Origin of the sequence: Pseudomonas sp. GM84 (genome assembly GCF_000282535.1) — a bacterium.
Lineage (GTDB): Bacteria > Pseudomonadota > Gammaproteobacteria > Pseudomonadales > Pseudomonadaceae > Aquipseudomonas.
Window position 1 is genome coordinate 1 of the sequence record NZ_AKJC01000204.1, and the last position, 25138, is coordinate 25138.

At 63.1% G+C, this 25138-nt stretch carries 21 protein-coding genes; 17 read left to right on the forward strand and 4 right to left on the reverse strand.

The features are described from left to right. Positions 1 to 451: 451 nt before the first annotated feature. The 5 genes from PMI38_RS16995 (at position 452) to PMI38_RS17015 (ending at position 8938) form a co-directional block, all read left to right on the forward strand. Positions 452 to 871, forward strand: a complete 420-nt coding sequence (locus PMI38_RS16995; protein ID WP_043273830.1) for a PA0061/PA0062 family lipoprotein — start codon at positions 452 to 454, stop codon at positions 869 to 871. Positions 872 to 1048: 177 nt separating this feature from the next. Further along, on the forward strand, positions 1049 to 1261 hold the full coding sequence (locus tag PMI38_RS17000) for a hypothetical protein (protein ID WP_008096344.1): 213 nt from the start codon (positions 1049 to 1051) through the stop codon (positions 1259 to 1261). A gap of 93 nt (positions 1262 to 1354) precedes the next feature. Next, positions 1355 to 3034 (forward strand): response regulator, encoded by a 1680-nt coding sequence (locus PMI38_RS17005; RefSeq protein ID WP_008096347.1) that lies wholly within the window; start codon positions 1355 to 1357, stop codon positions 3032 to 3034. 100 nt (positions 3035 to 3134) lie between these two features. After that, on the forward strand, positions 3135 to 7190 hold the full coding sequence (locus PMI38_RS17010) for an MBG domain-containing protein (RefSeq protein WP_008096349.1): 4056 nt from the start codon (positions 3135 to 3137) through the stop codon (positions 7188 to 7190). Positions 7191 to 7192: 2 nt separating this feature from the next. Further along, positions 7193 to 8938 (forward strand): ShlB/FhaC/HecB family hemolysin secretion/activation protein, encoded by a 1746-nt coding sequence (locus PMI38_RS17015; RefSeq protein WP_008096351.1) that lies wholly within the window; start codon positions 7193 to 7195, stop codon positions 8936 to 8938. Between the two features lie 52 nt (positions 8939 to 8990). On the opposite strand, the gene guaD is transcribed toward PMI38_RS17015, so the two are convergent. Beyond that, positions 8991 to 10328 carry a guanine deaminase gene (gene guaD, locus PMI38_RS17020; protein WP_008096353.1) on the reverse strand — a complete coding sequence of 446 codons (1338 nt, stop codon included), beginning with the start codon at positions 10326 to 10328 and terminating at the stop codon, positions 8991 to 8993. Continuing rightward, on the reverse strand, positions 10303 to 11607 hold the full coding sequence (locus PMI38_RS17025) for an MFS transporter (RefSeq protein WP_008096355.1): 1305 nt from the start codon (positions 11605 to 11607) through the stop codon (positions 10303 to 10305). The genes guaD and PMI38_RS17025 overlap by 26 nt, the downstream gene beginning before the upstream one ends. Before the next feature lie 261 nt (positions 11608 to 11868). On the opposite strand from PMI38_RS17025, the gene rfaD reads away from it, so the two are divergent. Next, positions 11869 to 12900 carry an ADP-glyceromanno-heptose 6-epimerase gene (gene rfaD / locus PMI38_RS17030; RefSeq protein ID WP_008096356.1) on the forward strand — a complete coding sequence of 344 codons (1032 nt, stop codon included), beginning with the start codon at positions 11869 to 11871 and terminating at the stop codon, positions 12898 to 12900. A gap of 8 nt (positions 12901 to 12908) precedes the next feature. Here rfaD and paaX read toward each other — a convergent pair whose 3' ends face one another. Both paaX and paaY read right to left on the reverse strand, forming a co-directional pair. Further along, complete coding sequence (gene paaX / locus PMI38_RS17035; protein ID WP_177324918.1) at positions 12909 to 13832, reverse strand: phenylacetic acid degradation operon negative regulatory protein PaaX; 924 nt, start codon at positions 13830 to 13832, stop codon at positions 12909 to 12911. A gap of 77 nt (positions 13833 to 13909) precedes the next feature. Next, a complete protein-coding gene (paaY, locus tag PMI38_RS17040) occupies positions 13910 to 14509 on the reverse strand; it encodes a phenylacetic acid degradation protein PaaY (RefSeq protein ID WP_008096360.1) in 600 nt (199 codons plus the stop codon). Between the two features lie 281 nt (positions 14510 to 14790). Here paaY and paaF point away from each other — a divergent pair, with 281 nt between their 5' ends. The 11 genes from paaF to paaE all read left to right on the forward strand — a co-directional run bounded on the left by paaF (position 14791) and on the right by paaE (position 25057). After that, complete coding sequence (paaF, locus tag PMI38_RS17045) at positions 14791 to 15564, forward strand: 2,3-dehydroadipyl-CoA hydratase PaaF (RefSeq protein ID WP_008096362.1); 774 nt, start codon at positions 14791 to 14793, stop codon at positions 15562 to 15564. Positions 15565 to 15600: 36 nt separating this feature from the next. Next, positions 15601 to 16392 (forward strand): 2-(1,2-epoxy-1,2-dihydrophenyl)acetyl-CoA isomerase PaaG, encoded by a 792-nt coding sequence (gene paaG / locus PMI38_RS17050; RefSeq protein WP_008096364.1) that lies wholly within the window; start codon positions 15601 to 15603, stop codon positions 16390 to 16392. Between the two features lie 2 nt (positions 16393 to 16394). Beyond that, a complete protein-coding gene (gene paaH / locus PMI38_RS17055; protein WP_008096366.1) occupies positions 16395 to 17912 on the forward strand; it encodes a 3-hydroxyacyl-CoA dehydrogenase PaaH in 1518 nt (505 codons plus the stop codon). After that, complete coding sequence (gene paaI / locus PMI38_RS17060) at positions 17905 to 18360, forward strand: hydroxyphenylacetyl-CoA thioesterase PaaI (RefSeq protein ID WP_008096368.1); 456 nt, start codon at positions 17905 to 17907, stop codon at positions 18358 to 18360. The genes paaH and paaI overlap by 8 nt, the downstream gene beginning before the upstream one ends. Continuing rightward, positions 18353 to 19573 (forward strand): 3-oxoadipyl-CoA thiolase, encoded by a 1221-nt coding sequence (gene pcaF / locus PMI38_RS17065; RefSeq protein ID WP_008096370.1) that lies wholly within the window; start codon positions 18353 to 18355, stop codon positions 19571 to 19573. The genes paaI and pcaF overlap by 8 nt, the downstream gene beginning before the upstream one ends. 111 nt (positions 19574 to 19684) lie before the next feature. Next, positions 19685 to 21004, forward strand: a complete 1320-nt coding sequence (paaK, locus tag PMI38_RS17070; protein ID WP_008096371.1) for a phenylacetate--CoA ligase PaaK — start codon at positions 19685 to 19687, stop codon at positions 21002 to 21004. A 378-nt stretch (positions 21005 to 21382) separates the two neighbouring features. Further along, positions 21383 to 22372: a 1,2-phenylacetyl-CoA epoxidase subunit PaaA gene (paaA, locus tag PMI38_RS17075; RefSeq protein WP_008096373.1), complete on the forward strand. Its 990-nt coding sequence runs from the start codon at positions 21383 to 21385 to the stop codon at positions 22370 to 22372. 24 nt (positions 22373 to 22396) lie between these two features. After that, complete coding sequence (gene paaB, locus PMI38_RS17080; RefSeq protein ID WP_008096376.1) at positions 22397 to 22678, forward strand: 1,2-phenylacetyl-CoA epoxidase subunit PaaB; 282 nt, start codon at positions 22397 to 22399, stop codon at positions 22676 to 22678. Between the two features lie 8 nt (positions 22679 to 22686). Next, the gene (gene paaC, locus PMI38_RS17085; protein ID WP_008096378.1) at positions 22687 to 23445 is read left to right on the forward strand and encodes a 1,2-phenylacetyl-CoA epoxidase subunit PaaC; all 759 of its coding nucleotides are present in this window, start codon (positions 22687 to 22689) and stop codon (positions 23443 to 23445) included. Then, positions 23432 to 23965: a 1,2-phenylacetyl-CoA epoxidase subunit PaaD gene (gene paaD, locus PMI38_RS17090; protein WP_008096380.1), complete on the forward strand. Its 534-nt coding sequence runs from the start codon at positions 23432 to 23434 to the stop codon at positions 23963 to 23965. The genes paaC and paaD overlap by 14 nt, the downstream gene beginning before the upstream one ends. A 15-nt stretch (positions 23966 to 23980) precedes the next feature. Next, the gene (gene paaE, locus PMI38_RS17095; RefSeq protein ID WP_008096382.1) at positions 23981 to 25057 is read left to right on the forward strand and encodes a 1,2-phenylacetyl-CoA epoxidase subunit PaaE; all 1077 of its coding nucleotides are present in this window, start codon (positions 23981 to 23983) and stop codon (positions 25055 to 25057) included. Positions 25058 to 25138 lie beyond the last annotated feature (81 nt).

Below are 25138 nucleotides of genomic sequence, written 5' to 3' on the forward strand. Positions count from 1 at the left end.
ATTAGCCGATAACGGCTGCCGGATATCCGTAAGCACTGATAGTTTTCCTATTATAGTAGGTAGCTCCATTCCGTCGATTCCTCAGTCGCTCTTCGAAAGTTACCGACGCTTCCTGGAACTGAACTATCAGTGTCCACAACGACTATGTGCAGACTCGGCTTGACTCCCCTGCCCTTGCCCCATGAATCGCATCCCTTATTGGTTGCGGCACAAGTCGGCTAACCCCTTGGCCGTGTAGAGAGTTCGCTTGTTGATCTCCTTGCTGCCCTTGAAATACTTTTTGAAATGCCTTGAGAAATTGATTAGTCATATATTTCACTTGTTTCGCAGATGATTCAACGCCAGAACCTGACAGGCTTTGCATGTGAAATGGAAGAACGGGCCTCTGTGACGGGCGCCAACGGGGCGAGTTGGCGGTATCCTGAAGCCACTCTCGCTCGGGACACAGATCATGCTCAGGTCGATGCTGATGCTCGCAATCACGGCAGTTGCTGGTTGTCAGGCGCCCATGCCAACCGCCAACCCACAAATGGCCTGGGTCGATCTCTCGGTGCCATTCCCCAATGACAGGGTATTGATGGCCGACCGCCTGGATAATCAGCGTTTGCGCGACGGGCGCTTTTTCCAGGTCAGCCCAGGTAGCCATGTGCTGCTCGTCCGCTTCGACTATGAAGTGGGCGGTGGCGGTGGCATGACTATGATGGGCGGCACCACTGTTCGCGAGTGCTACCTGACCATTCCATACGCGCATTTCAAAGCGGGCGAGCGTTACTTGCTGGAGGCTCGCTCGATGGCGCTGACACCGGAGGCACGCTTGTACGATACCAAGCGCGAGGTGGTGGCAGAGGTCAGCGAATACTATTGCCTCTGATCATGGCTGCCGGCGCGTCAGCGCGGATGCACGCCCAGCATTTCGGCCAAGGCTTCGACGCGCTCCCAAGTTTGTAGTGCTTCTACTACAGAAATTTCATGATCCTCCGATTATGTTGCGGCCTGCCTGGCGGGATCATGGGCCATAGAAATGGCTTTTTCGCCCAGGAGCGTCTCCATGAACAAGTATCTCTATACGATCAGTTGCAGGGCTCGCCATGTCTGGACTCTCGCCCGCAAGGCCATGCCTCGCACCGGGCTCTCCCGCTATGGCGGTCGTGCGGCGGATGCCGGTTTGTCGCAGGCGCTGGAAGCGCTTGAAACAGAGAACCTCTCGTGGGTCATGCAGGCTCATGACCGTTCGGCAACTCAACAGCACAAACACAGTTAAACGCTGCGCCAAGGCCATGTACCGCTTCTCCGTGAGTGCTACTCAAGCGTCTATTATCTACGCTGTAGCCCTACAACCGAGGTGGCCAGGGATATGGCAACAGTGCTCATCATCGATCCGCATCCGCTCACCGCTCAAGGCATCGCGTCTACCTTGACCCAAGCCGGTCACAAGGTGGTGGGCGTGGCGCACAATGGGCTCGAGGGGCTGGATCTGGGTCGCAAAGAGTCGCCGGACCTGATTGTCCTCGACCTGGAAGTGCCAAGGCTTGGCGGGCTGGATCTGATCAAGCGAATCCTCGCGCGCAATGGCGCAACCCGTTTGCTGGTGTTCACCGCCCTCCCCGCCGAAGTCTACGAGCCACTTTGCATCGCCGCTGGCGCCGCGGGGTTCGTCGATAAAACAGATTCGTCGACATCGTTCAGCGATGCTGTCGCCAAGGTGCTGCGTGGCAAGAGTTACTTTCAGGCATCGGCATTGCGCACCAACACCTCGACCGACAACAGGCCGCAGCCGTTGACGGCCAGAGAGATCACGGTATTGCACTACCTGGCGGAGGGTTACCGGGTCAAACAGATTGCCGGTGAACTGGCGATCAGCGATCGCACTGTCAGCACCTACAAGTCGAGACTGCTGGAGAAAACCGGCACCCACTCCCTGGTGGACCTGCTTCAAGTCGCTGCCAAAAGAGGACTGCTCGATAAAAAGGCATTCGCGCCGAGCGCCACCGAAGCCCTATTGTCAGGCGCAGAACTGGACTTCAATACCCTGCTCGACAAAATTCCCTTTCCGGTATGCCTCAGAGCGCCGGACGCCCGAATACTGGCAGCCAACCAGGCTTTTCTCGACTACCTCGGGCTGACCTTGGAAGCGGTGATCAATGCCCGGCAATGTGATATCGGCGTGATCGATACCGAACACCTGGACTACGCACGCAAGACCTACAACGCTGCGGTAGAAAACCGCATTCCCTACATGATGGTGGTTGTCGTCAGCCTGCGTGGCGAACGTCGGGTCCTCAAGCACAGCGGCTGTCCTGTGCTGGATGAAGACGGCAAACTGGTCGGGATGCTCTGCTCGTTCATCGACATTGGCGAAGAAGAGCACCAGATCCAGGCCCTTCGCGACCAGATAGCGTATGTGTCGTCCATCTACAGACGTCGAGGCGCATACCTCATGCAGCAAGGGCAGGAAGTAACGGCCTACGTCGACACTGCCAGGCAAATCGTTGCCCGCGGCAAGGAGGATGACGACAGGCACGCCCTCCTCGGCCTGCTTGACCGCGTCAGCGAAAGCGTGCGGATGGTCAGCGAGATGGTCGACCTGGAACAAGGCAACGTCAGGTATACGCCGTTCCCACAAAGCCTGAACGCCCTGACCGAGACCATCCTCGACTCGCTGACCGACGGCGCCCTGCCCTCCAGCACATTCCGCAAGGCCTCCCGCGACCCTTGGGGCTGGATAGACGCCACCCCTTACGCCAACCTGCTCAAGACCTTGATGCTTCATCTCCAGCACGAAGGTGCGGATCACGTGTCGATCCAAGCCAGCGCGAATGAACGCGACGCCGGACTCCTTGACTGGACGCTGAAGCTGAGCGGCACGTTCGCCCCGAACGTGAACCGGACTACGCCGGTGATCTATCTGGCCATGGCCACAAAGATCAGCGCCCTGCTGCAGGGCGAGCTGCTCATTTCAGAAGATAACGATCAGCGCTTCAAGGCACAGGTCACGTTGAAAGTGCCTGTCTCCACCTCCCATCCGCCCCTTTAGCATCAGGGACGCACTACGAGGGGTTGCGTAAACCCACGCTTACCCGGCTTGCTGGACGGTTCGATCATTTCTCCTGGTTGCTATCTCTAGGAGAAACACCATGCAAACGTATGCGAGACCGGGGCAAGGACACCCCTGCGGTACCCTCACCGCGCTCTGTGTTTCAATTGCCCTCGCTACAGCCGGTATCACCGCGCCATTGAGCATTGCCTTCGCTGCGGACTTGCCCCAGGCCGGACAGGTCATCGGCGGCCAGGCGACGATCAGGCAGCAAGACAAGCAGATGGAGGTGAACACCTCCGGCGCACGTACCGCAATCAACTGGCAGAGCTTCAACGTAGGCCCCGACCACAAGATCACCTTCAATCAGCCGGACGGTAAATCGGTCACCCTCAACCGCGTCATTGGCAGCGACCCGTCGAAGATCTACGGCACGGTGACCTCCAACGGCCAGCTGATCCTGGTCAACCCCAATGGCGTCTGGCTCGGCCCCAAATCCCATATCTCCTCCAGCGCCCTGGTCGCCAGTGCCGGCTTTCTCACCGAAGAGCAGGCCAGGCAGTTCGCGGCCACCGGCAAGCTGGACATTCAACTGACAGGGTCAGTTACCAACCAGGGTCGCATCACCGTCCACGACAACGGCATGGTGGCGCTACTGGGCGCACAGGTTGCCAACGCCGGTTTCATCCAGGCCAGGAAAGGCACCGTACAACTGGCCACCGGCCCACAGGCAACCCTAGATTTCCATGGCGATGGGCTGCTCAACATCGCCGTCGGTGGCACCCCGGCAGAGCCCGGCAGCGTCAATGCCGACGTCACCGGTGGCGTGCACAACAGTGGTGAAATCGAGGTCGCCGACGGCGTGGTGAGCATGAGCGCGCAACGCGCCGCCAAGCACCTGGACTCGGTCATCAACCTGGGCGGCAATGTCAGCGCCGATTCGGTCAGCCAGGAGGGCGGCACCATTGTCCTGGGCAGCTCGGCACAGACCAATGTCACCGGCAACCTCAGCGCCAAAGGCCGCAACGGCGGCTCGATCAAGGTGCTGGGCGATGCCGTGAACGTGGCCGGCAGCGCCAGGATCGATGCCTCGGGTACCCAGGGTGCGGGCGGTAAAGTGCTGGTGGGCGGCAGTTTTCAAGGCAAGGGTTCAGAGCCTGCCGCGAAGACCACCCATGTTGCCAAGGGTGCCGAACTGCGCGCTGATGGCAAAACCGCTGGCGGGCAGATCGTTGCCTGGAGCGATGGCGCGACGCACTTTGCGGGTACCGCCTCTGCGACCGGCAACGTCAACGGCGGCGTGGTCGAGACTTCGGGCAAGCACCTGACCGTCACCGCCGATGCCAATGTGAACACCCGAGGTGCAAAGGCCAACGGCACCTGGTTGCTCGATCCGGAAACCGTGAACATCGACGCCACCGGCGCCGATGACCTGAGCAGCGGTTCTGTGGCGGCCAGTGCCGTGGTCAACGGCCTGGCGCAAGGCAATGTGGTGATTCAAGCCACCGATACCCTCAACGTCAACGCGCCGATCGTTGCCACCAACCTGGCAACGGTGAACAACGACGGTCGCGTCAGCACATCGACGCTGGCCCTGATCAGCGCGGGCAATGCCGGCTTGATCAGCACCTTCGATGGCAACGACAAGAGCCACGCCAACGGTGCGGTCAACATCAAGGCACCGATTCTGCTTAAGGACGGCAACCTCTATATCAGTGCGACCGGTGACATCCGCCTGATCGACAATGCCCCCGCGGGCGCGAGTGGCGATGCGGCCTATGGCAAGCGCGCCATCATTGATGTCGGGTCAGGCATCGCGTGGCTCAAGACCACCAATACGGCATCGATCTTCCAGCAGGCCAACACCGCCTTGATCGGTAGCAAGGTGGCGCTGGAAGGCGCCAGCGTAAGAATGGACAGTGGGCTCAACTTCGCCGGTGAGCTGGCGGGCCTGGCCAGCAACGGCATCTTCACGTTCAGTCAGACCAACGCCAGTGGCTACGGGCCCGATACCGGTAAGACCATCACCGCGCCCTTGACCGGCGAAACCCTCAGCGGTGTCAAAGCCTATGCGCTGACCCATGTCGGTACCCAGGTGGTCATTGGCAACCAAGAAACAGACCGCACCGTGAGCCTGAGCCCTGGCAATGGCCAGAGTTTCGATTACGTGGTGTTCGAAGCGCTGAATTTCCGCGACGAGAACGGTAACGAGATTCCCCAGGCAGATGTTCTGCGCTACCTGGACAGCTCGGACTATCTGATTTACGGCATCAGCTTCCTCGACACCGACGGTGCCCTCTGGCAGTTCAAACCGAACCCCGCCGACGTCAATGCGCCCCTTGTCAGCAAGGACGGTGTTGCAGTCGATGTTCCCGTGGGCTTCTCCCTGAGCCCGGTTGGCGGGAAGATCGCCGTCGGCGTCAAGAACCAGTACTTCGACAACTACTGGGGCGTCGACAGCGAGTACGTCCCTGGCGCTTCCAACCAGAACGAGATTCAGTACAAACCCGCCACCGACACGTCCGAGCAGTTGATCTTCAAGCTGCAAAGCCAAACCGACGCGGTGCTGGCCAGGCTGGGTTGGCTTGCCGACGACAAACCCTGGGTGCAAACCACCGATGGCAAGCCGGTCAGTCAGAAAAACCTGTTCGAGACGGCACGGATACAGTTTTTGTCCACCCAGGACAAGACCGACAGCAACGTCACGATCGCCAGCAACAAGGCGCGAATCATCGCCACGCCAGACAACGTCAGCCGTGAGTATGGCGAGCAGAACCCGGCCCTCTCCCAGAAAATCCAGCACAGTGGTGCTACCACCGATCAAGTGCGTGGGATCGACCAATACGTCGACGCCAGGCTCGGCAGAGCGGGCGTCACTCAACAATCGCCCTCGACGCTGGCCAACGCGCAATCGAATGTCGGCGACTACGCGATCCAGGGCGGTGTGAGCGGTGACGCGTTTGCCCAGCAGCGTTACACCCTGCAGAACAACGCCGCCACCCTTACGGTCACGCCGGCAGAGTTGACCGTGACCGCCAACGACAAGGCCAAGGTCTACGGCGACCGCGATCCCCAGCTCGACTACAGCGTGTCTGGCGCAAAACTCGGTCACAGCGGCGTCGACCTGCTGCAGGGGCCGCTCGCCCGTCAAGCAGGCGAGAATGTCGGCCAATACGGCATCAACCAGGGCGGCCTGGGGCTGAACAACGGTTTGGGCGGCAACTACACGCTGAAGTATGTCGATGGCCACCTGACCATTACCCCTGCCGAGCTGACCGTGACGGCGGATCACCAGAGCAAGGTCTACGGCGACCTCGACCCCGCGCTGACCTATTCGGTGCAGGGTCTCAAGCACGGTGACAGCGCATCGGCCGTCGTGACGGGCTCGCTGGATCGTCAGGCGGGAGAGAACGTCAGGGATGGCGGCTATGCCATCACCCAGGGCAATGTCGTGCTGAGCAGTGGCAATTACACGATGGTGTTCAGGGACGGCAACTTGCAGGTCACCCCGGCGCCACTTGACGTTCGGGCTGACGACAAATCCAAGGCCCTTGGCGCTGCCGACCCGCAGTTGACCTACCAGGTCAGCGGCCTGAAAAACGGGGACACTGCCGATCTCGCCCAAGGTTCGCTGGTGCGTGCCCCCGGTGAGTCCATTGGCGCCTATGGCATTGGTCAGGACCAGGCCTATCAGGCGGGCACCAACTATACCGTGACCTTCCATGACGGCACGTTGACCATCACCGGCCCGCTGGCGCCGGTCGAGCCTGTACCCATCGATCCTGCGCCTATCGGGCCTGCTCCAATCGATCCTACGCCTATCGATCCTGTGCCCATCGAGCCGGTGCCCAACGCGGTGCGCCATGTCGTGCCTGTCACCGCCCAATCACCCGGCAATACCCGCTGCACGGCGCTGGAGTCCCCCTCGGCCGTGTCGGCCAACTACTCGGTAACCCCGGCGGTGGCCCGCACCTATGCCGTGCAACTGATCTGCAAACCCCGCGCCTATGGCGACAACAGCAGCACCGTCCCGGACATCCGCGACGTACTGGAGTACGCCAACAGCCACTTCAAAGACGGCAAGTTCATCGTCCCGGACTGGAATCGCAGTGTCATCCCGCATGACCTGCAGGTGCCACAACAGGGAGGTAAATAGTCATGAACACTCATCCCTCACGCTTGACCCACCTGGCGGTGGCAGTCCTGTCCGGCTTGCTGCTCATGGCACAGGTACAGGCCGCCCCGCTGGGGCAACTAAACCCGGGTCGGGTCGAAGTGCCTGACCGCAGCGGCGCGCGCACCTCCCCAACGCAGATGCCTGAAACGCTGCAGTTGCCAGAAACCTCGGTTACCCCACAACCCGAGGACATGCCCAAGGAAATGACGGCGTTACCCGCCGACATGCCACGCTTCAAGGTCGACAAGGTCACCCTGATAGGCGCCACCAGCTACCCTGCAGGGACGTTCGAGCCGGCACTGGCGCGCCTTGAAGGCAACCGCGTCAACCTCGCCGAGATCAACGCGGTGGTCGATACCATCACCCAACGCTACCGCAAGGCAGGCTTCCTGCTGGCCAAGGCCTTCGTTCCGCAGCAGCGTCTGGAAGGCGGCAACCTGACGATTCAGGTGTTCGAAGGCAAGATCAACCAGGTTGAATTCAACGGCCCGAGCAACCAGGCCCTGGAGCGTTACGCCGACAATATCCGCGAGGAGGTTCCGCCGACCAGCGCCACGCTCGAACGCAACCTGCTGCTGATGAATGACCTCTCGGGCAATGACAGCCGCGCCACCCTCAAGGCCTCGCCCGTGGAAACCGGCACCGACCTCGCGGTGGCCAACGAGCAGCGCAAATACGAAGGCTTCATCGGCTTCGACAACCGCGACAGCCGCTACTTCGGGCCCTGGCAGGTGTATGGCGGCATCGGTGTCAACGACCTGACCGGACGTGGCGACCACCTTGGCATCCGCGCCGGCAAGTCCATCGAAGGCGACAAGATGACCTTCTACGAAGGCCAGTATGATTTGCCAGTGGGCAGCCAAGGCGATGTCCTCAGCGTGCTCGCCCAGCACAACGACGGTAACGCCGATACCTACTCGTTCCTCAACGCCAACAGCTCCGGTGACACGCTGGCGGTGCGTATCACCCGGCCGTGGATACGCCAGCGCGACCAGACATTCAAGACCTCGGCGGCCTTTACCTACTTCAACGGCAAGTCCGAATACTTCGACGACCCGCACCACGCGCCCTCCAGCGACGACCGCATACGGGCCGTGCGCCTGGGCGCGAGCTATGACTTCACGGACGGATATGGCGGCAAGAACCTGTTCAAGGCCGAGCTGAGCAAAGGCCTTGCGATCATGGGCGCCAGCAACGAAAGCCGGCAGAACCCGTCACGCGAAGGCGGTGAAACGGACTTCACCAAGTTGCAGGTCGATGCCCAGCGCCTGCAGGACCTGAGCGCCATGATGGACGGCCTGAACCTGTACCTGGCCGCTACGGCGCAGACGTCCTTTGGTCAGGCACTGCTGTCGCCGGAACAGTTCGGCGTCGGTGGCAGCGAGTTTGGCCGTGGCTACGACCCCTCGGAAATCACCGGCGACCGCGGCTTTGCGGCGAAGACCGAACTGCAGTACAACCGCGTCCATGCAATGAAGGGCTATGCCATTCCGACCCAGTACTACGCCTTCTGGGACTTCGGCAAGGTCTGGAGCGAAGACCCCAGTTGGGAATCGACGCAAAGTCTGTCTTCGGCGGGTATCGGCGCCCATCTGCAAGTCTTCAAGGACACCTTCGTATCCCCGGAAATCGCCTTCCCGCTAACGCGCACGGTGTCGGCCGAAGAACTCGATGGCGATAACGGCAAGGCACCGCGGTTGTACATCAACTTCCTCAAGCTCTTCTAAAGCCGCCAGGGCGAATGCTCGCTGTGAGCATTCGCCCTGGCAATGTTGCGCTTCAGTCCGGGTAGCTGAATTTTTCACCCTCGGCTTCGCGGTCGTACACCTGCTCCCCCGCTACATAGGTGGCGCGCACCGCCCTGTCATCCCCCAGGATCATCAACACGAAGAGTTGCTCGACGATGTCCTTGCAGAACTCGCTGCGCAAGGCCATCAGCGGCGTCGCCTTCTTGTCCAGAATCACCAGGTCCGCATCGAACCCCTTGGCAATGGTGCCGATCCGGTCATCCAGGCACAGCGCTTCGGCACTGCCCCGGGTCGCCAGGTAGAACGCCTGAATGGCATTGAGCCGGGTCTGGTTCAACTGGGCCACTTTGTACGCTTCATTCAGGCTCTGGAGCTGACTGAAACTGGTGCCTGCGCCAAGGTCGGTACCCAACCCCACGCGCACCGGCCGCTTCGGATCCTTGGCCTCGAAAAGACGGAACAAACCGCTGCCCAGGAACAGGTTGGACGTCGGGCAATGGGCCAGGGCAGCTCCCGTTTGGTGGCAGGTACAGAAATCCTCCTCGGTGAGGTGGATACCATGCCCGAACACCGACCGATCGCGGACGATGCCGGCGTTGGCGTAGACGTCCAGATAGCTCTTGCGCTGCGGAAACAGCTCCAGCACCCATTTGATCTCATCCCGGTTCTCGCACAGGTGGGTCTGGATGAATGCGTCCGGATGCTCCCTTGCCAGCACACCACAGACCTCCAGCTGCGCATCGCTGCTGGTGGGCGCGAAACGTGGCGTGATGCAATAGTGCTGTCGCCCATGGTTATGCCAGCGCTCGATCAATGCCTTGCTCTGGTCATAACCAAGCTGTGCGGAGTCGAGCAAGGCTTGCGGTGCGTTGCGGTCCATCAGCACCTTGCCCGCGATCATTCGGGTATTGAACCGCGCCGACTCGTTGAAGAACGCATCGACCGATTGGGGGTGCACCGTGCAATAGACCACCGCAGTGGTGGTCCCTGCGCGCAGCAGCTCGCGCAGGAATACACCGGCAATACGGCTGGCATGCTCGGCACTGGCGAAGTTCTGCTCGGCGACAAAGGTGTAGGTGTTCAGCCACTCGAGCAGTTGCTCGCCATACGCGCCGATCATTTCGGTCTGCGGGTAGTGCACGTGGGTATCGATGAAACCCGCCGAGATGATCCCGTCCGGATAATGTTCAGGCACGATCCCCTGGGGCAGCCGTGCAAGCAGGTCGCTTGCCGGGCCCAGATCGGCAATGCGCCCGTCCTCGATGACGACAATGGCATCCGGGATGTAACGCAGGCACCGCTCTGGGGCCTGGAGAAACGGATCACCGGTAAATGTGACCAGATCAGCTCGCAGCGCTTTGATGTTCATTCTGTTTACCCTCCTTGGTTGGCAAGCTGGTGCGGGGATAGCTTTCGCGCAGGAGCAACGACAGCGCCAGGGCGATGGCCAGCGCGATCAGCAGCGGCTCTGCCGCGTACTCGGCCAGCGCCAGCGTGTGCTCCGGCAGCCCGGCAGCCTGCCCGGACACCACCCTGGCGCCGGGCGCCGCGATCATGATTCCGCCTGCAATGAAGGCCAAGCCATTGACGAAGGCCGCCGAAGTGCCGATCAACTGGGGTGGCACTACGTCGGCTGCGGAACTGAACGTCAGCATGTGCGCTGAGTTGGCAAAGCCGAACACGAAGTTGATGGCCATCGCCACCGGCACTGGAATACCTGGAATGTAGAGCAGCGCCAGGGCGCAAAGCAGCTGGACAAGGCAGCCGGCGACGATCAGCGGCTTGCGCCTTTGCGTCCGGTCCGAAAGCGACGGCAACACCAGACAGCCTGCCGCAAGGCCCAGCCACAGCAACGAAGAGCTGAACGCCGCTGTTTCGGGACTGGCACCGAGGGTCAGCATCAGCTTGGGCGTCCACACCACACCCGCTGCCAGCAGGCTACCGAACAGCGCAGAGCAGATCAGCGCACTGATCCAGACATGACGCACCTTGGCCACCTCGATCAGTGCACCGACGACAGAGCCTATGAAGCGTTTGACACCGCCCGAATCGCTAGCGGCCAGCGGTGTGGGGTTGCGCAGGTAGACGAAGGCCAGGGCCGTCAGTCCGATGCCGAACACCCCCACGTAGTTGAACAGCTCCCGCCACGCCAGGACCGTCAAGCCGTACTGCAGGGCATTGACCGAAAATGCCGAAGACAGGGATGCGCAAAACTGCACCAGCCCGAACATCAGGCTGAACTTGGCCATGCCGAACCACTGTCCACCGATATAGCCCGCGCCGACGAACCCCGTGCAGGCACCGAGCGCCATGACGAACTGCGAGGCCAGGAGCATGGAATAGGACGTGGCGTTGGCGAAGATGAAGACGCCCAGCGTAACCAGCGCAACCGATGCCGGAAGTACCTTGTGTGCGCCCAGGCGGTCCAGCAAGGCGCCGCCGAAGAACTGGCAGACAGCAAATACCCAGGTGTAGGTGGCTGCAATTGCCGCTACCTGCGTGACGGAGAGTGAAACGCTTTTCTGGATGTCCGGATTGACGATCGAATAGCCCGTCTGGACGCTGAACAGATAGATGACGAAGGCGACGGCAATTGCCCACACCCACCAGGCTTTAGCCCCACCCAACCGCGCGTTGGCGTTTTCCATTTGCTTTCCCTTTCTTGAGTGACCAATAGCCACGCGCTCGATAGACAAGGGAAAGCACAACTAAGCGTTTCACTGCATCCCTGACCACGCTCACGGGTATATTCCTTCATTCCGTTGACGCCTGAGGCTAGCAGACAATCCGAGCATGCCAAATGGATTCGGTTTGGTTGAAAATCGCGCAGATTGTTTGATCCAGATTAAGGATCGTGCCCCTCACCTCCCCCAGACTATGAGCTCCGCACCCTCACTGGGGGATTAGGCATGACGATTATCGTGACCGGCGCCGCCGGTTTCATTGGCAGCAATCTGGTCAAGGCGCTCAACCGCCGCAACGAAACCCAGATCATCGCCGTCGACGACCTGACCGATGGCGACAAGTTTCGCAACCTGGCCGACTGCGACATCGCTGATTACCTGGACAAGGACGACTTCCTCGACCGCTTGCGCCAGGGCCAGTTCTTCAAGGTTCGCGCGGTATTGCACCAGGGCGCCTGCTCCAGCACCGTCGAAGGTGACGGGCGTTTCATGATGGAAAACAACTACCGCTACAGCTGCGATCTGCTTGGCGCTGCTCAAGCGCAGCAGATTCCGCTGCTGTACGCCTCTTCGGCTGCAGTCTATGGCGCGGGGCAGGACTTTCGTGAACAACGCGAACACGAGCAGCCGCTGAACGTCTACGGCTATTCCAAGTTCCTGTTCGATCAATATGTGCGGCGGCAACTGCCGGATGCACGCAGCCAGATCGTCGGGCTGCGCTACTTCAACGTCTACGGCCCTCGCGAACAGCACAAAGGTGCGATGGCATCGGTAGCCCTGCACTGCTTCAACCAGTACCAGGCCCACGGCAAGGTCAGCCTGTTCGGCCGTTACGGCCAATACCCAAGCGGTGGCCACCTGCGCGACTTCGTCTCGGTGGACGACGTGGTCAAGGTCAACCTGTTCTTCCTCGATCACCCGCACCAGAGCGGCATCTTCAATGTCGGCAGCGGGCGCGCCCAGCCTTTCAACGACGTGGCCCTGGCCGTGATCAATCGCTTGCGGGGCCAGCAAGGCCGCACGCCGTTGTCGCTGCAGGCGGCCTTGCGTGAAGGTGTGCTGGAATACAGCGCGTTTCCCGAGCACCTGCGTGGCAAGTACCAGTGCTACACCTGCGCCGACCTGCAACAGCTGCGCAACGCGGGCTTCAAGGACGCTACAGCGACCGTTGAGCAAGGCGTTGCGCGGTACTGCGACTGGTTGCTAGGCAAGCAACAACCCCTGCAGATGCCATTTGCCCAAGTGGGCGCTGCTTGACAGCGGCCTCAGACCAGGCCGCCGAAACGCTTGTAGAAGCTCTCGTTGACATCCGGCAAGGGGCCGTCCGCCGTTTCCAGCGCCGCATTGAGCAGCTCCTCGCTCTTGGCGAAGATCAGCCGATACAGGTTACGGCACAGCTGCCGCGCGGCCCTGCCCTCCCAGTCACCTGGCAGTAGTTCGTCCGGCAACTGGGGATCGCGCAGCAGCAACCTGCGGTATTCGTGAATGAGCAAGGTGCGCGCCAGGAAGCAATCCTGGGCATTGAGCTCGGCCTGCTCTTTCAGGCTCTGCCACAGGGGGCGGAACAGCTGGATGAACTCGCTGTACTGCTGCCCCAGCTCGTCGATACGCCAGCTTTCCCGTACTTGCGCGCGCATGGCCTTGGACGCCAGCACCTCCTGGGTGTGGGTTTCGAAGACGATGCTGTCGTCGCTCGCCTCCAGCTCGCGCAGGGTAGCCGCCAGGTCGCCGCGATCAGCCCGTGGGCAACCCAGCACGTTCGGCGCCATCACGCCAAAGCCCTGCCATTCCAGCTCTTCACGCACGGCCTTGCGCTTGCCTGCGTCGAGCTGCGACAGCAGCACCAGGGTCCAGGCGCCATCCCAGGCCGGCTGGCTGGGGCTGTAGACCCGCTTGAAGGCCTTTTCAAAACGCCGCCGGCCGGTGCCGGTCAGGCTGTAGTAGCTGCGCCGGCCGACTTTTTCGGCGGTCAGCCAGCCTTCCTTGGTCAGGCGGAAGATCGAGGTGCGGATCAGCCGTTCATTGATGCCGATCGGCTCCAGCAGGTTGATCAGGCTGCCAAGCCAGACCGTGCCGCCATGGGGTTCGATGGCATCGCCGTACAGGGTGATGATCAGCGAACTGGCGCGGATCGGCGTCTGCTCCTGGAAGCGGGTGATCAGGGTGTTCAGCGGGGCGAGGTTGCTCATGGAGGAACTGTGCGCGGAGAAAGCACCGACTATACCTGTGCGGCGGGCTGCCTGGCCATGGCGCGGCGCAGGAAGGTTCATGCACCCGCCTCGCCTTTGGGCCGGAAGCCATCGTCACCCATGCGCGGGCGCTGCGCCTCGGCCTCGGTCAGCGGTGGGCATTCGACCATGCTGGCCATGCAGCGTTGGCTCAGCCGGTGGTACTCGGCGGTGCCGCGCTGTTTCCAGGCCAGTTCCTGCTCGGTCAGCGGGCGCTTGACCTGCGCCGGCGCGCCCATCACCAGGCTCTGTTCGGGGCAGGCGAAGCCGGCCTTGACGAATGCCGTGGCCGCGACGATGCAGCGCGGCGCGACATGGGCGCCATCCATGACCACGGCATTCATGCCGATCAACGCGTCCTCGCCCACCCGGCAGCCGTGCAACACCGCGCCATGACCAACGTGGCCGTTGCGCTCGATGACCGTGTCGCCGCCCGGGAAACCATGCATGACGCAGGTGTCCTGCAGGTTGGCACCTTCCTCCAGGACGATACGGCCGAAATCACCGCGCAGGGAAGCCAATGGCCCTACGTAGCAACGCGGGCCCACGATCACGTCACCGATCAGCACGGCACTGGGGTGGACATAGGCAGTCGGGTCGATCACTGGGGTCAAGCCATCGAGGCGGTAGCAAGGCATGTCGTTTATCCTGAAATGATTCGCAACGTTTGCAGATCTTGTATCGTAAATTGGTTTTTCGTCAAACCCTATTCATTCGGCTTGATTAGCAGGTTTCAAGGGATTCACTGACGACTGGCAAGCACTTATAAGATACACAAACGACAGCATGCTATTGCGTTAATGTATCGCATAGTGCTTATACTGGTTCCACCTGGGCACGGTCAGCCGTCGCCCCTGCAGACAATTCCAAGAAACGCCGGCCATTCGATGCGCCGTGCGAGCAGCCTGAGGAACCCCACATGCCGCGTTATCTCCACGTGCAAGCGCCTGAACACGGAGTGCGCCTGGTCACCCTGCAACGGCCAGAGGCACTCAATGCCTTGTGCACCGAACTGCTGGCCGAACTCGCCAGCGAACTGGACAGCGCCGAACGCGACGAGCAGACCCGCGCCGTGGTCATCACCGGCAGCCGCAAGGCCTTTGCCGCCGGTGCCGACATTGGCGAAATGGCCGAACGCGACCTGGTCGGCATCCTCAATGACCCGCGCGTTGGCCACTGGCAACGCATCGCCGCGTTTGCCAAGCCACTGATCGCCGCCGTCAACGGCTACGCCCTGGGCGGCGGCTGCGAGCTGGTGATGTGCGCCGACATCGTCATCGCCGGTGACGATGCCCGTTTCGGCCAGCCGGAAATCAACCTTGGCATCATGCCCGGCGCAGGCGGCACCCAGCGCCTGCTGCGCGCAGTCGGCAAACCCCTGGCGATGCAGATGGTGCTGACCGGCGAAGCCATTACTGCCCGACACGCCCTGCAGGCCGGCCTGGTCAGCGAGATCACCCAACCTGAACTGACCGTCGAACGTGCCCTGCAGGTGGCCCGCAGCATCGCCGCCAAGGCGCCGCTGGCGGTACGCCTGGCCAAGGAAGCGCTGCTCAAGGCGGGCGACACCGACCTTGCCAGCGGCCTGCGTTTCGAACGCCACGCCTTCACCCTGCTGGCCGGCACCGCCGACCGCGACGAGGGCATCCGCGCCTTCCAGGAAAAACGCCCGGCCCAGTTCAAAGGCCGATGACCTGCCCTTTTCACCGCCTGACGGAGCGAGTCTGAGATGACTTTCGAGCACATCCTGTTTTCCATCGAGGACGGCGTCGCCCTCCTCTCGCTGAACCGGCCCGAGCAGCTGAACAGCTTCAATACGCAAATGCACCTGGAGGTGCGCGAAGCCCTCAAGCAGGTACGCCAGAGCGACCAGGCCCGGGTGCTGCTGCTGACCGGCGAAGGCCGCGGCTTCTGCGCAGGCCAAGACCTGTCCGACCGCAATGTCGCGCCGGGCGCGGCGATGCCCGACCTGGGCGAGTCCATCGAGCGCTTCTACAACCCGATGGTGCGCACCCTGCGCGACCTGCCGCTGCCGGTGATCTGCGCCGTCAACGGCGTGGCCGCAGGCGCCGGGGCGAACATCCCGCTGGCCTGTGATCTGGTGCTGGCAGCGCGTTCGGCCAGCTTCATCCAGGCCTTCTGCAAGATCGGCCTGGTGCCGGATTCCGGCGGCACCTGGTTGCTGCCGCGGCTGGTCGGCATGGCCCGGGCCAAGGCGCTGGCCATGCTGGGTGAGCGCCTGAGCGCCGAACAGGCCGAGCGCTGGGGATTGATTCACCGCGTGGTCGACGATGCCGAGCTGCGCGACGAAGCCCTGGCCCTGGCGCGCCATCTGGCCAGCCAGCCCACCTACGGCCTGGCGTTGATCAAGCGCAGCCTCAATGCCAGCTTCGACAACAGCTTCGACCAGCAGCTGGAGATGGAACGCGACCTGCAGCGCCTGGCCGGGCGCAGCGAGGACTACCGTGAAGGCGTCAGCGCCTTCATGAACAAGCGCACACCTGAATTCAAGGGCCGCTGAACATGAACGCATTGGACACTAGCGCCCTGGTGGCCGTGATCGGTGCCGGCGCCATGGGTGCCGGCATCGCCCAGGTCGCGGCCCAGGCCGGGCACCCGGTAAAACTCTACGACAACCGCCCCGGTGCGGCGGCCCAGGCCGTGGCTGGCATCGACCAGCAGCTCGGGCGCCTGGTGGAGAAAGGCAAGCTGCAGGCCGATGCCCGGCAAGCCATCATCGACCGCCTGCAGCCGGTGGAGGCCATCGAAACCCTGGCCGATGCCCGGCTGGTGATCGAGGCCATCGTCGAGAACCTGCAGGTCAAGCAAGGCCTGCTGCGTCAGCTCGAAGCGCTGTGCGCGGAGGATTGCATCCTCGCCAGCAATACCTCGTCGCTGTCCATTACCAGTTTGGCCGCAGGCCTCAAGCGACCCCAGCAAGTCATTGGCATGCACTTCTTCAACCCGGCGCCATTGATGGCCCTGGTTGAAATCGTCTCCGGCCTTGCTACCGAGCCCACCCTGGCTGCCTGCCTTTATGAAACGGCCAAGGCCTGGGGCAAGCAGCCGGTACATGCCCGCTCCACCCCGGGCTTCATCGTCAACCGCGTGGCCCGGCCGTTCTATGCCGAAAGCCTGCGCCTGCTACAGGAAGGTGCGGCGGATTGCGCCACCCTGGATGCCCTGCTGCGCGACGCCGGGGGTTTCCGCATGGGCGCCTTCGAGCTCACCGACCTGATCGGCCACGACGTCAACTACGCCGTCACCTGCTCGGTGTTCGATGCCTTTTATGGCGACTTCCGCTTTCAGCCCTCGCTGGTGCAGAAGGAGCTGGTCGATGCCGGTCGCCTGGGGCGCAAGAGCGGCCATGGCTTCTACAACTACGCCGAAGGCGCGCAACGCCCGCCAGCCGCTACCCTGCACAGCCCGCTGGCAGTCGAGCACTGCGTGATCGAGGGTGACCTGGGCGTAATGCAACCACTGGTCGAACGCTTGCGTGACAACGGGCTGGACATCACCCAGCGCGATGGCCGCGGCCTGATCCAGGTCGGCGATGCGACCCTGGCGTTGTCCGATGGCCGCCTGGCCAGCCAGCGGGCCCGCGAAGAAGGCCTGCGCAACCTGGTGCTGGTCGACCTGGCGCTGGATTACCGCAGCGCCTCGCGCATCGCCATCAGCTGGTCGGCCGATACCACCCTCGAAGCCCGCGATCAGGCCGTGGCGCTGCTGCAACGTGCCGGCCTGCAAGTAGCGGCCGTGGCCGACCTGCCTGGTCTGGTGGTATTGCGTACCGTGGCCATGCTCGCCAACGAAGCGGCAGACGCCGTGTTGCAGGGCGTCGGCAGTGCGGCCGACATCGACCTGGCCATGCGCGCCGGGGTCAATTACCCACGCGGCCCGCTGGCCTGGGCCGAGCAGATCGGCATCGGCTACACCCTGCGCGTGCTCGACAACCTGCAGCGCAGCTACGGCGAAAGCCGCTACCGCCCGTCCCTGTTGCTGCGCCGCAAAGAGGCCCAAGGAGCTCGCCTGCATGACTGAATTGCAACGCACCCCTGACGAACTGGCCCAGGCCTGCGCCGATGCCATGTTTTCCCGCGACCAGGCCACCCAGGCACTAGGCATCCACTTGCTCGACGCCGGTGCTGGCCGCGCGCGCCTGAGCATGCCGGTACGTGCCGACATGATCCAGGGCCACGGCACCTGCCACGGCGGCTTCCTGTTCGCCCTGGCCGACTCGGCGTTCGCCTTCGCCTGCAACAGCTATGACGAAGCCACCGTCGCCCTGGGCTGCAGCATCGACTATGTCGCCCCGGCGCTGTGCGGCGACCTGCTCACTGCCACCGCCAGCGAACAGAGCCGCAAGGGCCGCACCGGCCTGTACGACGTGCGCATCGAAAACCAGCGTGGCGAGCTGATCGCCCTGTTCCATGGCAAATCCTACAAAGTGCGCGGCACCGTGCTCGCGCAGGAGAAGCAAGATGACTGAACACACCCTTTCCGAGGCGCTGATCATCGATGCCGTGCGCACGCCAATCGGCCGCTACGGCGGTGCCCTGAGCAGTGTGCGCGCCGACGACCTGGCCGCGGTGCCGATCAAGGCGCTGGTCGCACGCCACCCGGAACTGGACTGGCAGGCCATCGACGACGTGATCCTCGGCTGCGCCAACCAGGCCGGTGAAGACAACCGCAACGTCGCGCACATGGCCACGCTGCTGGCGGGGCTGCCGATCGACGTGCCGGGCACCACGATCAACCGCCTGTGCGGCTCGGGCATGGACGCCATCGGCAATGCCGCCCGTGCCCTGCGCTGCGGCGAAGCCGGCCTGATGCTGGCCGGCGGCGTCGAGTCGATGTCGCGGGCGCCGTTCGTCATGGGCAAGTCCGAGCAGGCCTTTGGCCGCAGCGCCGAACTGTACGACACCACCATCGGCTGGCGTTTCGTCAACAAGCTGATGCAGGCCGAATACGGCATCGACTCGATGCCGGAAACCGCGGAAAACGTCGCCGAACAGTTTGCCATTTCCCGCGCCGACCAGGACGCCTTCGCCCTGCGCAGCCAGCACAAGGCCGCGGCCGCCCAGGCGCGCGGTCGCCTGGCGCGGGAGATCGTGCCGGTGGAGATCACCCAGCGCAAAGGCCCGGCCCTGCGTGTCGAGCACGACGAACACCCGCGCGCTGACACCACCCTCGAACAGCTCGCCAAGCTCGGCACGCCGTTCCGCCAGGGCGGCAGCGTCACTGCCGGCAACGCCTCGGGCGTCAACGACGGTGCCTGCGCAGTGCTGCTGGCCAGCAGCGAAGCAGCCCGTCGCCATGGCCTGAAGGCGCGCGGGCGCATCGTCGGCATGGCGGTGGCCGGGGTCGAGCCGCGCATCATGGGCATCGGCCCGGTGCCGGCGACCCGCAAGGTGCTGGCCCTGACCGGCCTGTCGCTGGACGACATGGATGTGATCGAACTCAACGAGGCCTTCGCCGCCCAGGGCCTCGCCGTATTGCGCGAGCTGGGCCTGCAGGACGACGACCCACGGGTCAACCCCAATGGCGGCGCCATCGCCCTTGGCCACCCGCTGGGCATGAGCGGCGCACGCCTGGTCACCACCGCCCTGCACGAACTGGAAGAAACCGCCGGACGCTACGCCCTGTGCACCATGTGCATCGGCGTCGGCCAAGGCATCGCCATGGTCATTGAACGCCTCTGACCAATGGCGTGTTACTGAACGCGACGCCGCCGGTTATGCTGCGTCCATGACACTCACGGCCCTGCTGTTCGCTCGGCAGGACCGGTCTACAAGAACAATTCGAGTGATGCCATGAATATGTACCATAAAGCCGATCGTGCCCTGCTGGACCCGATGGAAACCGCCAGTGTCGATGAGCTGCGTCAACACCAGCTGGAACGGTTGCGCTGGAGCCTCAAGCACGCCTACGACAACGTGCCGCTGTACCGCAAGCGCTTCGACGAAAGCGGCGCCCACCCTGATGACCTGAAATCACTCGACGACCTGGCGAAGTTCCCCTTCACCGGCAAGAACGACCTGCGCGACAACTACCCCTACGGCATGTTCGCCGTGCCCCAGCAGGAAGTGGTGCGCCTGCACGCCTCCAGCGGCACCACCGGCAAGCCGACCGTGGTGGGCTACACCCAGAACGACATCGACACCTGGGCCAACGTGGTCGCCCGCTCCATTCGCGCCGCCGGCGGCCGCAAGGGCGACAAGGTGCATGTGTCCTACGGCTATGGCCTGTTCACCGGCGGCCTGGGCGCCCACTACGGCGCCGAGCGCCTGGGTTGCACGGTGATCCCCATGTCCGGCGGCCAGACCGAGAAGCAGGTGCAGCTGATTCGTGACTTCCAGCCCGACATCATCATGGTCACCCCGTCCTACATGCTCAACCTGGCCGACGAGATCGAGCGCCAGGGCATCGACCCCAACGACCTCAAGCTGCGCCTGGGCATCTTCGGTGCCGAACCGTGGACCGACGAGTTGCGCCGCTCCATCGAACAGCGCCTGGGCATCGATGCCCTGGACATCTACGGTCTGTCGGAAATCATGGGCCCGGGCGTGGCCATGGAGTGCATCGAGACCAAGGACGGCCCGACCATCTGGGAAGACCACTTCTACCCCGAGATCATCGACCCGGTCACCGGCGCGGTGCTGCCCGACGGCCAGCTCGGCGAGCTGGTGTTCACTTCGCTGAGCAAGGAGGCGCTGCCGATGGTGCGCTACCGCACCCGTGACCTGACCCGCCTGTTGCCGGGCACGGCGCGGCCGATGCGGCGTATCGGCAAGATCACCGGGCGCAGCGACGACATGCTGATCATTCGTGGGGTCAACGTGTTCCCGACACAGATCGAGGAGCAGGTGCTGAAAATAAAACAGCTTTCCGAGCTTTATGAGATTCATCTGTATCGCAATGGCAACCTGGACAGTGTCGAGGTGCATGTGGAACTGCGTGCGGAATGCCAGAACCTGGACGAAGGCCAACGCAAGCTGATCGCGGCTGAATTGACCAAGCAGATCAAGACCTACATCGGCATCAGCAGCCTGGTGCGGCTGCAGCCCTGCGGGACGCTGAAGCGCTCCGAGGGCAAGGCGTGCCATGTGTTCGACAAACGGTTGGCCGGCTGAGGCGTTCGCCGAAAGTCATTTATCGTTGGTGAGATCGAGCGCCGCCCGCGCGGCGCATCGCGGCTAAAGCCGCTCCTACATTTGTTGCAACGTACCTATGTCAGATAGGCCATGGTTGCCTGCCTTGTTGGCTCGACGCGCTTTCTCGGCGGGTGCCAAAGGCGGACAACCATGGCCTGACAGACCATGGCACGTTGCAACAAATGTAGGAGCGGCTTTAGCCGCGATGCGCCGCGCGGGCGGCGCTCGTTTTACGCACCCCCGCAAAACCCAACCCAGGCAAATCGATACACAAATCTTATTTGATACACATAAAATCGTTTGACGTTATGTTTTGTATCGCTTACAAATGACTCATGCCTTAGCAGGAGTCGGAACATGTACGCACAGCTAGTGGAAACCGGAGTCAAACGCGTCAAGTCGCTGGAGGAGATGTCGCCCGAAGAGCGCAACTTCCAGGAGAAGATCGACGCCGAAATCAAGATCGAAGCCAAGAACTGGATGCCCGAGGCCTACCGCCAGACCCTGATCCGGCAGATCTCCCAGCACGCCCATTCGGAAATCGTCGGCATGCTGCCCGAAGGCAACTGGGTCACCCGTGCCCCGAGCCTCAAACGCAAGCTGCAGCTGATGGCCAAGATCCAGGACGAAGCCGGCCACGGCCTGTACCTGTACAGCGCGATGGAAACCCTCGGCGCCGACCGCGACGAAGAGATCGCCAAGCTGCACAGCGGCAAGGCCAAGTATTCGAGCATCTTCAACTACCCGACCCTGAGCTGGGCCGACATGGGCGCCGTGGGCTGGCTGGTCGACGGCGCCGCCATCGTCAACCAGGTGGTGCTGCAGCGCACCTCCTACGGCCCCTACTCCCGCGCCATGATCCGCATCTGCAAGGAAGAGAGCTTCCACCAGCGCCAGGGCTACGAGCTGCTGCTGACCATGATGCGCGAGGGCACCCAGGCGCAGAAGGACATGGTCCAGGACGCCATCAACCGCCTGTGGTGGCCGGCCCTGATGATGTTCGGCCCAAGCGACGAACACTCGCCCAACAGCGCCCAGTCCATGGCCTGGAAGATCAAGCGCCAGACCAACGACGAACTGCGCCAACGCTTCATCGACCAGACCGTGCCGCAGCTCGAACTGCTCGGCTGCACCGCCCCCGACCCGGACCTCAAATGGAACGAAGCCCGCGGCCACTACGACTTCGGCGAGATCCAGTGGGACGAGTTCTACGAAGTCATCAAGGGCAATGGTCCCTGCAACCTGGAGCGCGTCGCCACCCGGCGCAAGGCCATCGAGGATGGCGCCTGGGTCCGTGAAGCGGCCGTGGCCTACGCACGCAAACAACAGAACAAGAACGCCGCCTGACGGCGATTGATGCGGAGATTGAAAATGTCTGTCTGGACCCTCTACGAAGTGTTCGTGCGCAGCAAGCACGGCCTTAACCACAAGCATGTCGGCAGCGTGCATGCCGCCGACGCCGCCATGGCCATCGAAAATGCCCGCGAGCTGTACACCCGCCGCAGCGAAGGCGTGAGCCTGTGGGTCGTGCCTTCGGCGCTGATCACCGCCTCTTCGCCTGACGAGAAAGACCCACTGTTCGTGCCCTCGGACGACAAGGTCTACCGCCACGCCAGCTTCTATGAACTGCCCGACGAAGTCGGACACATGTGAGGTTGGCCATGCACAAGCAAGCGCTCATCCCTTACCTGTTGCTGCTCGGCGACAGCGCCCTGATCCAGGGCCAACGCCTGTGCGAATGGTGCGGTCACGCACCGGCACTGGAAGAAGAACTGGCCCTGATGAACGTGGGCCTGGACCTGGTCGGCCAGGCCCGCAACTGGCTGGAATACGCCGCCGAACTGCTCGATGACGGCCGCGACGCCGACGCCCTGGCGTTTCGTCGCGACGAGCGGGCGTACCGCAACCTGTTGCTGGTCGAACAGCCCAACGGCGATTTCGCCGTGACCATGGCCAAGCAGTTCTTCTATGACGCCTGGCACCATGCCGTGCTGCAGCGCCTGGCCGACTCCAGCGACGAACGTATCGCCGGCATCGCCGCCAAGGCCCTCAAGGAAGTCACCTACCACCTGCGCCGCTCCGCCGAGTGGGTGCAGCGCCTGGGTGGCGGCACCGACGAAAGCCGCCGGCGCATGCTCGAAGCGATTCCCGCCCTGTGGCGTTTCACCGTGGAGCTCGTGGCAGGCAGCGACAGCGAAGTGGCCCTGGCCGAGGCCGGTATCGCTGCCGACCCTGCCCAGGTCGGCGCGGCCTGGCTGCAGCAGGTAAGCACCCTGTTCGCCACGGTCGACCTGCCGCTGCCCAAGGCGGCCAGCCACTTCTACCTCAGTGGTCGCCAAGGCCTGCACACCGAGCACCTGGGCCTGTTGCTGGCCGAAATGCAGTTCCTGCCAAGGGCCTACCCCGATGCAACCTGGTGAGCTGATCGTCGGTGACCGTGGCGCCCGCGCGCCACGTGGCGACGACCTGGCCCGCGCCTGGGAGGTGCTGGGTCAGGTCATGGACCCGGAAGTGCCGGTGGTCAGCGTGGTCGACCTTGGGATTGTCCGCGACCTCGATTGGCGCGCCGGGCACCTGCACCTGGTGGTCACGCCGACCTACTCCGGCTGCCCCGCCACCGAGGTGATCGAGGGCGATATCCGCCAGGCGCTGGAACAGGCCGGGTTTGCCGCGCCAGACCTCGAGCGCCGGCTGACCCCAGCCTGGAGCACCGACTGGATCAGCGACCTTGGCCGCGAACGCCTGCGGGTCTATGGCATCGCCCCGCCGCAAGGCAGCGCCAGCAAGCGCAGCCTGCTCGGCGAAGCGCCCCAGGTGTGCTGCCCGCAGTGCGCCAGCGACAACACCGAACTGCTCAGCCAGTTCGGCTCCACGGCCTGCAAGGCGCTGTATCGCTGCCGCGAGTGCCTGGAGCCGTTCGACTATTTCAAATGCATTTGAGCCGTGGAGAACACCATGAGCCAGTTTCACAGCCTGACCATCAAGCAAGTGCGTCCTGAGACCCGCGACGCGGTATCGATTGCCTTCGACGTGCCGGCGCACCTGCAGGACGCCTTCCGTTTCACCCAGGGCCAGTACCTGGTGATGCGCACCCAGTTGGACGACGAAGAAGTTCGCCGCTCCTACTCCATCTGCAGCGCCGTGCAGGATGGCGAGTTGCGAGTGGCGGTAAAGCGTGTGCCGGGCGGGCGTTTTTCGGCCTTTGCCAACGAAGTGCTCAAGGCCGGCCAGCAACTGGAAGTGATGCCGCCGTCCGGCAGCTTCTTCGTGCCGCTGGACCCGGCGCGCCAGGGTAACTACCTGGGCGTGGCGGCCGGCAGTGGCATCACGCCGATCCTGTCGATCATCGCCACCACCTTGGCCTGCGAGCCGCACAGCCGCTTCACCCTGTTGTACGGCAACCGTTCGAGCTCCGGCGCCTTGTTCCGCGACAAGCTCGAAGACCTGAAGAACCGCTACCTCGACCGCCTGAACCTGATCTTCGTGTTCAGCCGCGAGCAGCAGGATGTCGACCTGTACAACGGTCGCATCGATGCCGACAAGTGCGGCCAGCTGTTCTCCCGCTGGATGGACGTGGCCAGCCTCGACGCGGCGTTCATCTGCGGCCCGCAGGCCATGACCGAAACCGTGCGTGACAGCCTGCAGGCCAACGGCATGGCCAAGGAGCGCATCCACTTCGAACTGTTCGCCGCCGCCGGCAGCGAAGCCCGCCGTGAAGCCCGCGAGGCCGCGCGTCAGGTGGATTCGGCGCTGAGCCACATCACCGTGATCAGCGACGGCCGTGCCCTGAGCTTCGACCTGCCGCGCAACACCCAGAACGTGCTGGACGCCGGCAATGCCATCGGCGCCGAACTGCCCTACTCGTGCAAGGCCGGCGTGTGCTCGACCTGCAAGTGCCGGGTGATCGAAGGCGAGGTGGAGATGGACAGCAACCATGCGCTGGAGGACTACGAGGTGGCGGCTGGCTATGTGCTGTCGTGCCAGACCTACCCGGTGAGCGACAAGGTGGTGCTCGACTTCGATCAGCTCTAAATCCGAGGTGCCTTCTTCGCGGGGCAAGCCCGCTCCCACAGGGCAACACCGAACCTGTGGGAGCGGGCTTGCCCCGCGAAG

Coding starts and splice junctions, on each gene's coding strand:
- paaD (WP_008096380.1), top strand. CDS start 23,432: ATGCAACCTGGTGAGCTGATCGTCGGTGACCGTGGCGCCCGCGCGCCA.
- paaY (WP_008096360.1), bottom strand. CDS start 14,509: ATGCCTTGCTACCGCCTCGATGGCTTGACCCCAGTGATCGACCCGACT.
- PMI38_RS17000 (WP_008096344.1), top strand. CDS start 1,049: ATGAACAAGTATCTCTATACGATCAGTTGCAGGGCTCGCCATGTCTGG.
- paaB (WP_008096376.1), top strand. CDS start 22,397: ATGTCTGTCTGGACCCTCTACGAAGTGTTCGTGCGCAGCAAGCACGGC.
- PMI38_RS17015 (WP_008096351.1), top strand. CDS start 7,193: ATGAACACTCATCCCTCACGCTTGACCCACCTGGCGGTGGCAGTCCTG.
- paaF (WP_008096362.1), top strand. CDS start 14,791: ATGCCGCGTTATCTCCACGTGCAAGCGCCTGAACACGGAGTGCGCCTG.
- paaG (WP_008096364.1), top strand. CDS start 15,601: ATGACTTTCGAGCACATCCTGTTTTCCATCGAGGACGGCGTCGCCCTC.
- pcaF (WP_008096370.1), top strand. CDS start 18,353: ATGACTGAACACACCCTTTCCGAGGCGCTGATCATCGATGCCGTGCGC.
- PMI38_RS17025 (WP_008096355.1), bottom strand. CDS start 11,607: ATGGAAAACGCCAACGCGCGGTTGGGTGGGGCTAAAGCCTGGTGGGTG.
- paaA (WP_008096373.1), top strand. CDS start 21,383: ATGTACGCACAGCTAGTGGAAACCGGAGTCAAACGCGTCAAGTCGCTG.
- paaI (WP_008096368.1), top strand. CDS start 17,905: ATGACTGAATTGCAACGCACCCCTGACGAACTGGCCCAGGCCTGCGCC.
- paaX (WP_177324918.1), bottom strand. CDS start 13,832: ATGAGCAACCTCGCCCCGCTGAACACCCTGATCACCCGCTTCCAGGAG.
- paaH (WP_008096366.1), top strand. CDS start 16,395: ATGAACGCATTGGACACTAGCGCCCTGGTGGCCGTGATCGGTGCCGGC.
- PMI38_RS17010 (WP_008096349.1), top strand. CDS start 3,135: ATGCAAACGTATGCGAGACCGGGGCAAGGACACCCCTGCGGTACCCTC.
- paaK (WP_008096371.1), top strand. CDS start 19,685: ATGAATATGTACCATAAAGCCGATCGTGCCCTGCTGGACCCGATGGAA.
- paaC (WP_008096378.1), top strand. CDS start 22,687: ATGCACAAGCAAGCGCTCATCCCTTACCTGTTGCTGCTCGGCGACAGC.
- guaD (WP_008096353.1), bottom strand. CDS start 10,328: ATGAACATCAAAGCGCTGCGAGCTGATCTGGTCACATTTACCGGTGAT.
- PMI38_RS17005 (WP_008096347.1), top strand. CDS start 1,355: ATGGCAACAGTGCTCATCATCGATCCGCATCCGCTCACCGCTCAAGGC.
- PMI38_RS16995 (WP_043273830.1), top strand. CDS start 452: ATGCTCAGGTCGATGCTGATGCTCGCAATCACGGCAGTTGCTGGTTGT.
- rfaD (WP_008096356.1), top strand. CDS start 11,869: ATGACGATTATCGTGACCGGCGCCGCCGGTTTCATTGGCAGCAATCTG.
- paaE (WP_008096382.1), top strand. CDS start 23,981: ATGAGCCAGTTTCACAGCCTGACCATCAAGCAAGTGCGTCCTGAGACC.